16 protein-coding genes and 1 riboswitch are annotated in these 15,066 nt (G+C 32.3%); of the genes, 14 read left to right on the forward strand and 2 right to left on the reverse strand.

Annotated features, from left to right (window positions below):
- Positions 1–56: 56 nt before the first annotated feature.
- The 13 genes from FDY99_RS06525 to FDY99_RS06585 all read left to right on the forward strand — a co-directional run bounded on the left by FDY99_RS06525 (position 57) and on the right by FDY99_RS06585 (position 12,257).
- A complete protein-coding gene (locus FDY99_RS06525; protein WP_139420098.1) occupies positions 57–554 on the forward strand; it encodes a GNAT family N-acetyltransferase in 498 nt (165 codons plus the stop codon).
- A gap of 106 nt (positions 555–660) precedes the next feature.
- On the forward strand, positions 661–1,179 hold the full coding sequence (locus FDY99_RS06530; RefSeq protein ID WP_139420099.1) for a DinB family protein: 519 nt from the start codon (positions 661–663) through the stop codon (positions 1,177–1,179).
- A gap of 139 nt (positions 1,180–1,318) precedes the next feature.
- Positions 1,319–3,376 (forward strand): M48 family metalloprotease, encoded by a 2,058-nt coding sequence (locus tag FDY99_RS06535; RefSeq protein ID WP_139420100.1) that lies wholly within the window; start codon positions 1,319–1,321, stop codon positions 3,374–3,376.
- 121 nt (positions 3,377–3,497) lie between these two features.
- Positions 3,498–4,481 (forward strand): alpha/beta hydrolase, encoded by a 984-nt coding sequence (locus FDY99_RS06540; RefSeq protein WP_139420101.1) that lies wholly within the window; start codon positions 3,498–3,500, stop codon positions 4,479–4,481.
- A 74-nt stretch (positions 4,482–4,555) separates the two neighbouring features.
- Positions 4,556–5,416, forward strand: a complete 861-nt coding sequence (locus FDY99_RS06545; RefSeq protein WP_139420103.1) for an AadS family aminoglycoside 6-adenylyltransferase — start codon at positions 4,556–4,558, stop codon at positions 5,414–5,416.
- Positions 5,417–5,539: 123 nt separating this feature from the next.
- Positions 5,540–6,841 carry a DUF2268 domain-containing putative Zn-dependent protease gene (locus FDY99_RS06550; RefSeq protein WP_139420105.1) on the forward strand — a complete coding sequence of 434 codons (1,302 nt, stop codon included), beginning with the start codon at positions 5,540–5,542 and terminating at the stop codon, positions 6,839–6,841.
- A gap of 43 nt (positions 6,842–6,884) precedes the next feature.
- Positions 6,885–7,643 (forward strand): hypothetical protein, encoded by a 759-nt coding sequence (locus tag FDY99_RS06555; RefSeq protein WP_228448750.1) that lies wholly within the window; start codon positions 6,885–6,887, stop codon positions 7,641–7,643.
- A gap of 4 nt (positions 7,644–7,647) precedes the next feature.
- On the forward strand, positions 7,648–8,010 hold the full coding sequence (locus FDY99_RS06560) for a DUF2200 domain-containing protein (protein ID WP_139420107.1): 363 nt from the start codon (positions 7,648–7,650) through the stop codon (positions 8,008–8,010).
- A gap of 14 nt (positions 8,011–8,024) precedes the next feature.
- Positions 8,025–8,462 carry a DUF1801 domain-containing protein gene (locus FDY99_RS06565; RefSeq protein ID WP_139420109.1) on the forward strand — a complete coding sequence of 146 codons (438 nt, stop codon included), beginning with the start codon at positions 8,025–8,027 and terminating at the stop codon, positions 8,460–8,462.
- 67 nt (positions 8,463–8,529) lie between these two features.
- The gene (locus FDY99_RS06570) at positions 8,530–8,943 is read left to right on the forward strand and encodes a DUF1801 domain-containing protein (protein ID WP_139420111.1); all 414 of its coding nucleotides are present in this window, start codon (positions 8,530–8,532) and stop codon (positions 8,941–8,943) included.
- A 455-nt stretch (positions 8,944–9,398) separates the two neighbouring features.
- Positions 9,399–9,524, forward strand: a riboswitch (FMN riboswitch).
- Positions 9,525–9,608: 84 nt separating this feature from the next.
- On the forward strand, positions 9,609–10,256 hold the full coding sequence (ribB, locus tag FDY99_RS06575; RefSeq protein ID WP_139420113.1) for a 3,4-dihydroxy-2-butanone-4-phosphate synthase: 648 nt from the start codon (positions 9,609–9,611) through the stop codon (positions 10,254–10,256).
- Between the two features lie 123 nt (positions 10,257–10,379).
- Positions 10,380–11,354, forward strand: coding sequence for a T9SS type A sorting domain-containing protein (locus FDY99_RS06580; protein WP_139420115.1), 975 nt, complete (start codon positions 10,380–10,382; stop codon positions 11,352–11,354).
- Between the two features lie 138 nt (positions 11,355–11,492).
- Positions 11,493–12,257, forward strand: a complete 765-nt coding sequence (locus FDY99_RS06585; RefSeq protein ID WP_139420117.1) for a DUF3575 domain-containing protein — start codon at positions 11,493–11,495, stop codon at positions 12,255–12,257.
- A gap of 55 nt (positions 12,258–12,312) precedes the next feature.
- Here the strand turns inward: FDY99_RS06585 and FDY99_RS06590 are convergent, their stop codons facing one another.
- Positions 12,313–12,525, reverse strand: coding sequence for a hypothetical protein (locus FDY99_RS06590; RefSeq protein WP_066679427.1), 213 nt, complete (start codon positions 12,523–12,525; stop codon positions 12,313–12,315).
- 378 nt (positions 12,526–12,903) lie between these two features.
- On the opposite strand from FDY99_RS06590, the gene FDY99_RS06595 reads away from it, so the two are divergent.
- A complete protein-coding gene (locus tag FDY99_RS06595) occupies positions 12,904–13,254 on the forward strand; it encodes an FEKKY domain-containing protein (RefSeq protein WP_139420119.1) in 351 nt (116 codons plus the stop codon).
- Here FDY99_RS06595 and FDY99_RS06600 read toward each other — a convergent pair.
- Positions 13,249–15,006 carry an ABC transporter ATP-binding protein gene (locus FDY99_RS06600; protein WP_139420122.1) on the reverse strand — a complete coding sequence of 586 codons (1,758 nt, stop codon included), beginning with the start codon at positions 15,004–15,006 and terminating at the stop codon, positions 13,249–13,251. The two genes, FDY99_RS06595 and FDY99_RS06600, sit on opposite strands and share 6 nt — an antisense overlap.
- Positions 15,007–15,066: the final 60 nt, after the last annotated feature.

Genomic DNA, 15,066 nt, shown 5'->3' on the forward strand with positions numbered 1-15,066 from the left:
AAAACTCTCATAGTAACAATCATATTTCAGTAGAAAATCCCTAAATATAAAACAAAATGAACCTTCCACCCTACGATAAATTCCCGGAAATTATTTCCGAAACCATCATTTTGAGAGAAATTCAGGATGATGATATCAAACATATTATTGAAATATCTTTCTATGATGCAATGCCTTCTTTGACTGTTGAAAATGCAAAAGAAATGCAGGAGAGAATTAATCTGGATTACCAAAACGGTTCATCAATTCATTGGGGAATTGCCAATAAACAAACCAATCAAATTATGGGAACTTTGGGTTATTATCGTGGATTTGATCATGAAATTGGAGAATTGGGTTGTGTTTTGAAATCTGAATTTCATGGAAAAGGTTTTATGACCACAGCGATGAAACTGGCTGCCGAATTTGGAATTAATTATATGGGTCTTACAAAAGTAATTGCAATTACAGACAAAAATAACAGTAACGCAATAAAACTTTTAGACAGAGTTGGTTTTATTAAAACGAGAGATCTTGAAGAAAATGAAATTGAATATCAATTTGTAAATAAATAGTAACCAAAATACTATGAAACCGTTTTTTAAATAAAGCGGTTTTGTTTTAATAAAAATCAAAGACTTTTTATTAATTTTATAACACCAAACTATAAAATATTTCACAATGAATCTAAAAACCTTAATGACTCACACCGTTCAGTACAACAATTGGGTTGTTAACAAGTACATCGACTGGCTTTCTACAAAATCTGATGAACAACTTAATCAGGAAGTTATTTCAAGCTTTCCGACCATCTTAAAAACATTGCATCACATTTGGCAAACACAGGAATATTGGTGGAGCCATATTGGAGAAAATAATGATTTTGATTTTGCAGCAACTTCAGCAATGACCGATAAAGAAGAAATTTTCAACGCCATGAGAAATAACTCTCGAAAACTGATGGAGTATGTAGAAAGTTTATCTGAAGAAGATCTTATAAAAAATGTGAAAATTGACTCACAATGGTTTCAGTGTGATTTTTCAAAATATGAATACATTCAGCATATCGTTTTACACGGCACTTATCACAGAGGGCAAATTGTAACGATGGGACGAAATGTAGGAATCACCGACGCACCAATGACGGATTATAATTTCTGGAATATTTATAAGGAAACAGATGTACCAAGTATGAACTAAGTACAAACAACTGAGATAATTTATTTTAATCATAAAAAGACATCGTTTTACAGCAACTTATCTATTAATTTAAATCTACCTCAAAGGATTTTTCTTGTCCCATTAAACCAATGTATGTATTATTGTAAAAAAAATACTCATGCACATTCAGGTTTCACAGGATTTTAAAGAAAAGACCAAGGCGGCAGTTTCATCAATCATCATTTTTATTTTCGTTTATATTCTTATTTTTCTTTTCACCATTGTTTTGGCTTTAGCCTGTATCGGTGGTGGAATTTGGCTCATTATTGCAAAACCGATGTTTCTTACACTTATGGTGGGTGTAGGTTTGGCAGGAACAGGAATTTTTGTTTTCTTTTTTATCATTAAATTTTTATTTAAAAAACATATCAACGACAGAAGTTATCTCTCCGAAATCAAAAGATCAGACGAGCCTGAACTCTTTAAGATGATTGACGAAATCGTAAAAGAAGCAGAAACCAATTTTCCGAAAAAAGTCTATTTATCTTATGATGTAAATGCAAGTGTATTCTACGATTCAAGTTTTTGGAGTATGTTTTTTCCTATTCAGAAAAATCTTACGATTGGAGTCGGACTTATCAATACCACCACAAAACAAGAGCTTAAAGCAATTTTATCTCACGAATTTGGGCATTTTTCACAACGCTCGATGAAGGTTGGAAGTTATGTTTATAATGTGAATCAGATTATTTTTAATTTGGTGAATGACGATGCATCTTACCGCAATTCTATCGAAAAATTTGCAAGTTTCAGCGGTTATTTTTCAATTTTCGCATCGCTTGCTATTTTTTTCACTTCAAAAATACAGTGGGTTCTTGCCAAAATGTATTCTTATGTCAACATTCGTCACATGGCGCTTTCCAGAGAAATGGAATTTCATGCAGATGAAGTTGCTGCTAATATTTCGGGCTCAATTTCTTTGGAAGAATCGCTTTTGAGATTAGAACTTGCCAGTAATTCTTACAATAATGTAATTAATTTTTATGAAGCGAGAATTTCGAAAAATCAGTCGAGTAAAAATATTTACAGAGAACAGTTTTTTGTCATGAATTTTCTTGCAGAACAAAGCGAATTGGAAACAAAATACAATCTTCCGTATGTGAAACTTACAGAATCAGGATTATTTAATAAGTCTAAATTGAATATCGAAAATCAGTGGGCATCACATCCTTCCACCGAAGATCGTGTTGCAAAACTCAGACAGCTGAATATTGTAAAGGAAACCGATAATCGACCTGCAAAAGATTTATTTAGAAACTTTGAAAAAACCGAAGAAAAATTGACTGCCAAACTTTTTTCAAACGTAAAATATAAACCTGGCAGAATAGATTTAGAATTTGAAGCTTTTAAAAAAGAATTTGAAGCACAATATCAAAACGATTCTTTCGATAAGATCTTTAATAATTATTACGATAACAAAAATCCAGATCCTGAAACTAAAGAAAATGTTTCATCCGAAAATATTCAGTTTGAAAACCTTTACGACAACGAAAAAGTGGAACTTGTCTACACACTAATCGCCTTGGAAAATGATAAGAAAACCATAGAAGCCATTGCCAATAAAGAATTTGTTCTAAAAACATTCGACTACGACGGAAGAAAATACAAAGCATCCGAAGCCAAGAAACTCATCCCGGAAATTGACAAATCTATTGTAGAAAATAAAAATCAGATTGCTAGAAATGATTCTGATGTTTACAATTATTTCCTGAAAATCGCAGAAAACCTGAATAGAAAATCAGGATTTGTAAGCCTTTATCAGGCTTTTGCAGATTATGATCAACAATACGAAGATAAATATAAACTGTATATAGATCTTGTAAATGCAACTGCTTTTATCAGTGCAAGAACTCCGTTTGAGCAAATAAAACAGAATTTTATTACTCTTAAAACTCTTGAAGAAAAATTAAAATATGAATTAAGGTTTCATCTTCAAAATTCACTTTTAACTAAAGATCTGAGTGAGCAGGACATAAAAGATTTAGAATATTATATAGAAAAAGAGCATATATATTTCAATAACGAAGAGTATTTTGACCACAACTTACAAATGCTCATGAATGCAATCAATACCTTACCGTATTTCCTTCACAAAAAATATTTCCTCAAGAAAAAAGAATTGCTGGCTCTAATGAAAGATTTAGAAGAAAGCCAGCGTAAAGAAAAAGTTTCTTAAATTTCATAAACCGTTCAGTTTTCTGGACGGTTTTTTTGTTTTTAAAATATTCATATTGATGTAATATGTAAATTTGATTTATAACAAATCACTGAAAAACAAGACACAAACAAAAAATTATATGAAAAATTGTGGAATATTTTTAATGTTTAGTTGCATTGGCTTTATCTTTAATTCATGTCAGGATAAAAAGACAGAGAAAGAAACAGAAAACAACAATATTAAAGTAGCTGATAAGATTGAAACCGAACCTCAAGAAATTCCGATTTGGAATAAGTCAATTCCGGATTTTGAACTTATTAAAGGTACTGAATCCTATAATGACGGAATGGTAAAAAATGTCTCAACACCAACCATGACAGTTTTCTCTCCCAAAGGAAAAAATACAGGTGTCGCTGTTATTGTTTATCCGGGTGGAGGTTACAACAAGCTTGCAATTAATCTTGAAGGTTCAGAAATTTGTAAATGGCTCGCTTCAATCGGAGTTACAGGAATATTATTAAAATACAGAGTTCCAGCTTCCGGTCCGCATTATAACGAGGAATGCGATTGTGAAAAAGATCCCGTAAAACCATTGGCTTTACAAGATGCACAAAGAAGTTTAGGCTTGGTTCGTGCACGAGCAAAGGAATGGAATATTGATCCAAATAAAATTGGAGTAATGGGATTTTCTGCAGGTGGACATTTGGTTGCGGATTTGAGCACCAATTACAGAGAAAGAGCCTATCCTTTGACGGATGAATTTGATAATATAAGCTGTAAACCCAACTTCGGAATTGTTTTTTATCCCGGACATATGACATTTCATACCACAAAACCTTATGAATTAAATCCAATGATTCCGGTTGATCGCGAAACTCCGCCTACCTTTATTTTGCAGGCCGGAAATGACAACATTGATAAAATTGAAAATTCTTTGGTTTATTATATGGCATTGCACAAAGCTGGCGTTCATGCAGAATATCATATCTACTCGGAAGGAGGTCATGCTTTTGGATTGAAAGAATCTGCACAAAAAATTCCAAATTGGGAAAAACTGCCAATTGCAGATTGGGAAGTTCTGGTTGAAAGATGGCTTAAAACAATAAAAATGACTTCAGATTAATCAAGACGCATAGAAAAGAAGTTTCTATCGAAAAAACTAACGTAAAAAAATTGCACTAAATCATTTCACTTAAAATGAAAGCCAGAGAAGAAAAATTAAAATCAATCATTAATTGGTCAGAAAATAACGAAGATGTAAGAGTGGTTTTACTCACAAGTTCGCTCGTAAATCCTCTTGCGCCTGTTGATGAATTTAGCGATTTAGATATTGAACTTATTTTTGAAAATAACACTCAATATATTTCAGACAATAATTGGACACATCATTTTGGGAATCCAATTGCGATGATTGAAGAGGATGAAAGTAGCTTCGATGGAAAACATGCAATGAAAATGATTTTGTATGATGATCATGTAAAAGTTGATTTTAAACTATTCAGCAAAGACAAGTTTCTGCAAGAAGTAAAACTCAAAGAATTACCCGAAGATTGGGATATTGGCTATAAAGTTTTGATTGACAAAGAAGGAATAACAAAGGAAATGCAGAAACCTAGCTTTCAGTTTTCCATCATCAAAAAACCATCAGAAGAAGAGTTCCAACGTATTCTCAATGACTTTTGGTGGGACACCACTTACGTCGCAAAATGTCTAGCGAGAGATGAAATGTTTTATGCAAAATTTATGTCGGAAACCAATATCCGAACTGAATATCTAATTCCTCTCATCGAATGGTATATCGGAAGTAAACACAACTGGAATATAACAACCAATAAATATGGAAGGCTTTTTAAAAAATATCTAAACCATGAAATGTGGCTGAAAACAGAGCAAACATTTTCAGGAAGTAATATAAAAGATAATTGGACAGCTTTATTGGCAATGGCTGATTTAGTTTCAGAAATCGGAACTGAATTGTCGGAAAAGTTAGATTATGAATATCCTTTTAAATTAGAAAAAGATATCCGGAAATATTTAAACGAGCTACAAATGAAATAGAATTGTTTTTAAAATTAATCGGCAAGTTAAGCTTCCCTACTTTTTTCTGAGAACTTTTTCTTATTTCACATTTTTGTTTAATTTAGTTGGGTTGAAGCAACCTGAAAAATTATTAAATACAATATGAAGAAACTGCTTAGTTTGATAATCATTTTATGTTTAGCAACGGCTACATTTGCACAAAAAACTAAACAGATTTTTGTATCAGCAGACATTGATAATTTTTGGAATGCTTATGACAAAATAAATGCTACCAAAGACAGTGCTCAGCAATATAAGCTATTAAAAGATTTTTATCTTGATAAAGGAACTCCCGGACTAAAAAGTCTGATTAAAGTTCGCAACTATTCAGAAAAAGAATTTATTAGCTGGATGACACAATATCCAAAATTCTGGTCTTCATTAAAACCCAATACCTTAAAAGTAAAAAGTCTTTACCCGAAAATAAATGCAAATATTCAGAAGCTTAAAAAAGTATATCCTGATTTAAAACCTGCCACAATTTATTTTTCATTTGGTGCTTTCAGAACAGGTGGAACAATTGATGGAAACAGGGTTTTAATTGGAAGTGAACTGTCATTAGCAGATAAAACCACCATCATTGATGAGTTTCCAACTTGGCGACAAAACTTCTATAAAAATCAAAATCCTTTTCATGAACTGCCTTTGTTGTGTACCCACGAATACATCCATACCCAACAAAAAGAATTAGTTGAAAATTTACTTTCGATGTGTTTGTATGAAGGGGTTGCAGAGTTTATTTCCTGCAAAGTTACCAATACAAAATCTGATGCACCTGCCATTGAATTCGGAAAAGCAAATCAAAAAATCGTTGTTGATAAATTTGTATCTGATCTGTTTATCATCAATAATAATTACAATTGGCTTTGGGGAGAGAATAAAAATGAATTAAAAGTAAGAGATTTAGGATATTATATTGGTTATGAAATTTGCGAACGCTATTATAACCTTTCAAAAGACAAAGTAAAAGCAGTTAAAGAGCTTATTGAGCTAGACTACACCAATGAAAAAGAAGTTGAACGTATTGTTGATTTAACCAAATTATTGCCAAAAACTTTAGAAGAATTAAATAGTGATTACGAAAAACAAAGACCGACAGTTGTAAAATTATTACCATTTGAAAATGGCAGCCAAAATGTAAAATCAGGTCTTACAAAAATTACGGTTTTCTTTTCTGAATCTTTATTAAAACACAATACAGGATTAGATTATGGACCTCTGGGAGAAAATAATTTCCCTAAAATTAAGTCCGAAAGATTTTTTAGTGAAGATGGAAAATCTTGGACATTTGAAGCCGATCTGAAACCTAATCAGCATTATCAAATTTTAATTTCCAGCAATTTTAGAAAAGAAAATGGAGTAAGACTTAAACCTTATTTAATTGACTTTAAAACAACAGACTAAAAATAACAGGTTTAATTGTAAATACAGACTTATTAACTATAAAATGAAATTCAGGTTATTACTTTTAATTGTACTCGTTTCTCAAATTTGCTTTTCTCAAATTAAAAAAATTGATACCAATAAAGTTGACAACATCAACTATGTTATTGATTTATTTAAAAAGAAAAATATTGAAGACATTTCACAAAATGTGAATTTTCCCCTAAGAAGAGAATATCCGATTCCGGAAATTAAAAATAGAGAACAGTTTAAACAACGTTTTAATGAAGTTTTTGACGAGTTACTTATTAATGAAATTGCTGATTCAAAACTCAAACAATGGTCAGAAGTTGGTTGGAGAGGAATTATGCTCAACAATGGAACCGTATGGATAGACAGTGATGAAGGAAAAATAATTGCGGTAAACTATCAAAGTGATTTTGAAAAAAAGCTGAGGAAAGAGCTTATCAATAACGAAAAAGAAAATGTACACAGCTCATTAAAAACCTTTGAAAGCCCGACTTACGAAATAAAAACTAAGAAATATCTGATTAGAATTGACGAATTAGAAAACAAAAAATACAGATATGCTTCCTGGAAAATAAGTAAAAAAGAATCATCAAAACCAGACCTCATTTTGAACAATGGAGAATTGGAATTTCAGGGAAGTGGCGGAAATCACGTTATTACTTTTACCAACGGAAAATATAACTATAAAGTTTACAGAAATATTCTTGGCGAAGAAGACACACCCGACGTCACCCTTGAAGTTGAAGAAAATGAAAAAATTATTCTACATCAAAACGGAACTTTAATAAAATAAAAACATGAAACCTACACCCCAACATAATGAGAGAATTGCAAAAATGACCTTTTCATCGGTTTATCCACATTACATTACAAAGGTAGAAGGCAAAGGCAGAACCGTTGAAGAATTGCATCAGGTGATAGAATGGTTAACAGGTTTTGATGCTCAAAAACTGCAGGAACTCATTGACGGAAAAGTAACATTCGAAACGTTTTTTAAGAATGCAAAGCTAAATCCTAATGCTCATCTTATAACAGGAGTAATCTGTGGTTACAGAATTGAAGAAATTGAAAATCCGCTGACAAAACAGGCAAGATATTTAGATAAATTAGTCGACGAATTGGCAAAAGGAAGAAAAATGGAAAAGATTTTAAGACAGTAATCTCAATCGAAATTATGGCAAAAACAAAGACAACATACACCGAAATAGACGTAAAAGATTTTTTAGATTCTTATGTTGACAATGAGCAGAAAAAAGCCGACAGTTTGCAATTGATAAAACTGATGCAGGAATTGTCTGATTCTGAACCCAAAATGTGGGGACCATCGATTATAGGATTTGGAAATTATCATTATAAATACGAAAGCGGGCACGAAGGTGATGCGCCTGTTATTGGGTTTTCGCCCAGAAAAGCAGCGTTTTCATTGTACATTTATTCCGATACTGAAAAAAGTAAATTATTACTTCCTAATCTTGGAAAATTTAAAATGAGCAAAGCCTGTATTTATATAAAAAAACTTTCTGATATTGATGTTTCTATTTTGCAGGAACTTTGTAAAGAATCAATTCAATACATCAGCGAGCATCACGAATGTTCTTGCAGAGCCAAATAATAGGATTTAAAATAATTTATAAATTAGAATTTCACAAAAACTTTAAATTAAATTCTAAATTTTAATAATGCCCATTCAAGAACAAATCAACGAATACATCACAAGTCACAAAGAACCTAAACGCAGTGATTTAGAAAATCTGCATCAGGTTATTCTGGAGCTTATGCCAAAATGCAAATTATGGTTTTTAGACGGCAAAAATGATGAAAACAAAATCGTTTCCAATCCGAATATTGGCTACGGAATTCATCTCATGAAATATGCTGATGGAAAAACCAGAGACTTTTACAAAATTGGATTGAGCGCCAATACAACAGGAATTTCTGTTTATATTATGGGGATTGAAAATAAAAAATACCTAACCAATACATTTGGAGAAAAAATAGGTAAAGCCAGCGTCACGAGCTACTGCATAAAATTCAAAAAACTGGATGATATCAACATTGATGTTCTGAAAGAAGCAATACAATCTGCTTTTTAAAATTCATAGTTTTAATAAAATCAAATAATTAAAACAATCATATAATATTCTCATCATTCAAAATACTTGTATTTCTTTGTTAAGTTAACGCCTTTGTATAACTTAAAAACGGTCAATATTTAAAATTCTCTGTTTGCCTTTGCGTGAAATTAAGAGTTATAGCAAATAGCGTATTAAATAAAATTCGTGCATTCGTGGCAAAAAAGTTGAATGTAAAACTTCAATCATCACAAAAATCTTCGCAGGTAATTGAGAATAAAATCTGCGCAATCTGTGGAGCTAAGATAAATAGCCACAAATACACGAATTTTATTTTTAATGCGGTTGGTTTGAATTCTCATTAAAACCTCTTCCCTATTTCAAAAAACTTCCCGAAATTTACAGTCTGTGCGTTAAACAAAAAAATTAATGAATTAAACAACAATTAAAACAAACATACAGTAAAACTTAGCATAAGTTTTCTTCGGGGCAGGGCGAAATTCCCTACCGGCGGTTACAGTCCGCGACTCCTTTTTTACGAAAGGACTGATTTGGTGAAATTCCAAAACCGACAGTTACAGTCTGGATGGGAGAAGAAAATGAAACAATCAATAAGACTATTTTGATAGACTTGTTGTGTTGTATTTCATTTCCATGTACCGAAGTGTATTTTAACTTAAAATAACATGGAAAAATTATTAGAAAAATTCGGAGCTACTTCGAGAGAACGTGTAGAAAATGCACTTCTAAAATTACAACAAGGAAAAGGCATCCTTTTAGTAGATGATGAAAACCGCGAAAACGAAGGCGACATCATCTTTCCCGCCTCCACCATTACAGAAAAAGACATGGCACTTTTAATTCGCGAATGCAGCGGAATCGTTTGTCTGTGCATTTCGGAAGAGAAAAGTAAACATCTTAATCTTCGTCCGATGGTGGAAGCCAACAATTCAAAAAATCAAACAGCATTTACCATTTCCATTGAAGCTAAAGAAGGGGTTGAATCTGGTGTTTCTGCGAAAGACCGCGTTACAACAATCAGAACAGCCATTGCCGAAAATGCTTTGGCAGAACACATCGCAAGTCCGGGACATGTTTTCCCTTTAATTGCCAGAAAAAATGGAGTTTTCGAAAGAAGAGGTCACACAGAAGGAAGTGTAGATTTGGTAAAAATGGCAAACCTTGGTGATGATGCTGTTCTTTGTGAATTGACCAACGAGGACGGAAGTATGGCAAGACTTCCTGAAATTATAGATTTTGCAGAAAAAAGAAATATGACCGTAGTGACTATAGAAGATATTTACGCTTATCGTAAAATGATTTTGAGTAACTAAAAACATAGGTTTAACGCACACCAACAGTCCACTTAAGATTACTTAAGTGGATTTTTTTTATTGATAATCAAAAATATTATGAAAAATATTTCACAAATGATTTATCTTTATAAAAAGTGAAAAATGAAAAAAACTCTCCTTATTTTAATTTCCACTACAGGTTTCTTATCTGCTCAAACAACGATTACAAAAGCATATAATGATCCTATTATCGGTGAAATTGTCAACAATGTTAATATCAACGGAACGGTGGATAATTCTGCAACAGGTAATAATGTAACCTTTACGAATACAAGTTTAACAGCAGGCTCTGCGTCTTCAGCAACTTATTCGGCACCAAGTTCCACAGAGATTTCTACTTTTCCGGGATCCACTATTAAAATGACAGGTGGCGGAAGTACATCTTATTACAAACAGACCGCAACCAAACTTGAGATCACAGGATTGGTAACTCCTGATGCTACGCTGAATTTTTCTACCAACAACGGAACTTTCATTGGTTATCCTGCAGCTTTTGGTTATTCTGAAAACGATACTGCTTCAGGTACATTCAGCGCAACAGCAGGATCGGGAAATTTTTCGGGAACGATTGCTATTTCAGCAGACGCTTACGGAACCCTTCTCATCGGAACGAAAACGTATCCAAATGTTTTAAGGATAAAATCAATACAGAACTTCAACCTTACTGTGTTTGGTTTTCCGGTAGGAACTATTGCCAATACAACATATGCCTATTATGACAATCTGCACAAAGCACCATTATTAAGCACCACCAATGCAGTGATTACTGTTCAGGGAACTCCACAAAACACCAATATAGCACAAGCTTTAAATGAAACTTTTCTCGCCGTTTCAGATTTAAAATTAAAAGAGAAACTAAGCATTTACCCAAATCCGGCGCAGGATTTTATTCAATTAAAGGGTAATACTTCAAAAGATTCTAAAATTAAAATTTATGGCTTAGATGGAAAGCTGGTTAAAACCACAGATGTAAAATCCGGGAAAATTGAAGTTTCAGAATTACCACCCGCTGCTTATTTCATTGAAGTTTCAGATTCAAAAATGACAAAAGAAACTACTAAATTCATAAAGAAATAAAATTATTTTTATAAAATTTGCAACCGTTCTAAGATTTTAGAACGGTTTTTGATTTAATGTTTTCATAAACTTATGTTCTTTCATTTGTCATCATACACAATCGCTTTTATATCTGTTTTTAATTAAAATTTTAAAGCCATGAAAAAACTATTTCTTATTATCCCCTACTTTATTATTTCTGAAGCAACAGCTCAGGAAATCGTAAATGAACCTGTTTCGGCAGCTCCGGAAGATAAAATGAATATTATTAAAACCAATGTTACAGGATATGCTTTCAGAAATATTAATTTATCATACGAAAGATCGATCAACCGCTGGTTTGCTGTAAATGTAGGTTTCGGAACCGTTGCAGAAGGTAAAGTTCCGTTTATGAATGCTTTTTTGAGTGATGAGGATGAAAAAAGATTTCAAAATCTTAAAATAAAAGCAACCAATTTTACCATAGAACCGAGATTTTACATTGGTGAAGGGTATGGAAAAGGATTTTATTTTGCACCTTATTACCGATATTCAAAAGTTTCTACCAATACTTTTGATTTTACTTATGATTACACTGCATTTAATACAACCATTCCAATTCCATTAAAAGGTTTGGGAGACGCTAATGGAAACAGTGGTGGTTTGATGGTGGGTGCGCAGTTTTTTCTTAATAAACAGCACAGTTTTGTTTTGGATTTTTGGATTGCCGGAGCACATTACGGATCAGGAAAAGGAGACTTCAGTTTGACAAGTGATATCGTTCTTACCCCCGAAATGCAGGCACAGCTAAAAAAAGAAATTGAAAACTTAGATGTTCCTTTTGTAGATTACACCGTAGAAACGAATGCAAATGGAGCCAGAATTAAAGTAGACGGACCTTGGGCAGGTTTCAGAAGTGGTTTTTCTTTAGGATATAGATTCTAATATTTTCAGCATAAAAAAAGCGCCTTAGAAATTTTCTAAGGCGCTTTTAATATTTTTAGCTATAGCATTCTTTAAATCGGGAAATCAGATTATCCATCGTGTGTCTTTGTACATAAACCGTCTTCACATCCTCATATCTTGGAGATTTGTAAAACACTTCATGGAAATCCATACTTCCGTTGCCTACTTTTACAATTTTTTGAACATCAATGTTCAATTTTTTCAATTCATCTTTTAAGACCTGAAATTCGTCTTGAATATTATTCATCTTTACATTTTGTTTTTAAGTTAGAAAATCATCATTTTTTTCATCATCAACCCCTATTAAATTCAATAGAAAGTTAAATTTTTAATAAATTTAGCAAATATATTTAAATCAGCAATGGGGTTTAGCAAATTTTTAATGATTTATCTTAATTGCAAAAACTATACCTAACTGTTTAGTTATTAATGAAAAGTAAATTTAATATGAACTCAATGTTAACAAATAGTTATTTAATCGCAGTTTGCATAATTGATTCTTATTGAATCAATTAACGAAATTAAGTTTAAAAAAGAATTTTATTAATGAATAAAATTTCACATAAATCTGAAAAAAATTTTAACCTTAAGCAATTTTAAACATCAAAAAGGGAAATACAACACCATGAAGATCTTCAAAACTGTTTCTCTGATTATTTTTACAGCAACTTCAATGTCAATTTCTGCACAACAATATGAGCCCGTAATTTTAGAAACTAAAAAGGGAAATGAAAATCACAATGCTTCCAATAAAAACGAAAAAGTAAAGTACTTTATGCAGTTCGGAATCATGTCACGAAAACACGATAGCTTCAAAGAAAAATACGGAGTACACGTAGTGTATGAAAACTGCGTTATCACTGCATTCATGTCTGAAAAAGCAAAAAAGAATAATCAGGAAGTTGCACAATATTTAAACAAAAAATATGGTGAAAGCTGGAAAAAAGATTTAGAAATAATTCCTTACGGTTTATAAACTCTGTTTTTCTTCTACCTCAACTTCGTGTCTCAGCTGTGCTTTATATAAAGTAGAATAATATCCGTTTTTATCTAAAAGCTCCAGATGTTTACCTTCTTCAACGATTTTACCATGCTCCATCACGATGATTTTATCAGCTTTCTCAATGGTTGAAAGTCTGTGAGCAATGATAATTGATGTTCTGTTTTTGGTAATTTTCTCGGTCGCTCTCTGGATTAATTTTTCACTTTCGTGGTCTATTGATGAAGTAGCTTCATCCAAAATCAAGATTTTAGGATCTGATAAATAAGCTCTTAGGAAAGACAAAAGCTGTCTCTGTCCTAATGAAATAGACGAACCTCTTTCACTTACCACAAATTCGTAACCTCCGGGAAGACTTTCAATAAAGTCATCAACTTCAATTTCTCTTGCACCAGCTTTTATTTTTTCTAAAGTTACCTCATCATCACCAAATGCAAGATTTTCGTAAATACTTCCATGGAATAGGAAAACATCCTGCAAGACCACGCCGATATGACTTCTCAGATTATACAGTTCGTAATCTTTAAGCTCAACATCATCAATGTAAATTTCGCCCGAATTGATATCATACAGTCTTGTAATTAAACTGATAATGGTAGATTTACCGGCTCCGGTTGCTCCGACAATTGCCACAGTTTCTCCCGGATTAACTTTAAAATCAATTCCTTTTAAAACTTCCTGCTTTTCGTCATAAGCAAAACGGACATTTTTGAATTCTATTTTTCCGTCGAAGTGATCTTTTTTTACAGTTCCAGTATTCGGCATTGCGTAATCTTCATCCATCACGCCTAAAACTCTTTCTGCACCAACAATTCCACGCTGAATGTTATTGAAACGGTCTGCAATCTGTCGTAAAGGACGAATCAACATCGAAATAAACTGAATAAATGCAATTACCACACCCGCACTTATGGTAATGTAACCTCCATAAAAAAGGACAAAACCAATAAAAAGAGATGAAATCAATTCAACAACAGGAAAAAACAAAGAGAAGATAAAAACTGTTCTCAGCAAAGCGCTTTTTAAAGTGATATTAATATCATCAAACTTTTTAAACTCTGCTTTCTGTCTATTAAATACCTGAATAATCGGCATTCCCGCCAATCTTTCCTGCACAAAAGAATTTTGATTGGAAGTCCAGGTTCTTTCATCACCAAAAGCTTTCTTCAGTCTTTTCTGGAAAAATCTTGTAATCACAACCATTAAAGGTAAAATGGCAAGAGAAATATAACTCAGATGCACATCAACCTGAAACATCATAAATAAAACAAAGACAATTCTCAAAACATCCCCGAAAACCATTAGAAAACCGTCTGTATAAACTGTTGCAATAGTTTCTACATCACCAACTGCTCTCGTTACCAACTGACCAATCGGAGTTTTGTCAAAAAAAGCAGTTCTGAAATAAATCAGCTTATTATAAAGTCTTTCACGAATGTCTCTGATAACATTCTGCGAAATATAATTTGAAAAGTAAACTAAAAAGAAATTTAAAATCGTTTCGGCAAAAACCAACCCAACCAAGGCATAAATATGCCTCATCATGAGCGCTTTATCTTTAAGCTTCGTGATGTCATTATCTACAATCTGCATTGTAAGATAAGGTCTGTATGTAGAAACAACCGATAATATGATGGAAATAATCAGGGTAAAAATAAACCAAGAACGAAACTTCATCCCAATGAAGAAAAGCCTTTTTACAATTGCCCAGGTATCTTGTTTTTTCATTATTGAAATTGACGTAAAGAATTGTTTTGAAAAAATTCTCTGCAAAAATACGGCTTTAAA

It is taken from the genome of Chryseobacterium mulctrae, assembly GCF_006175945.1.
Lineage (GTDB): Bacteria > Bacteroidota > Bacteroidia > Flavobacteriales > Weeksellaceae > Chryseobacterium > Chryseobacterium mulctrae.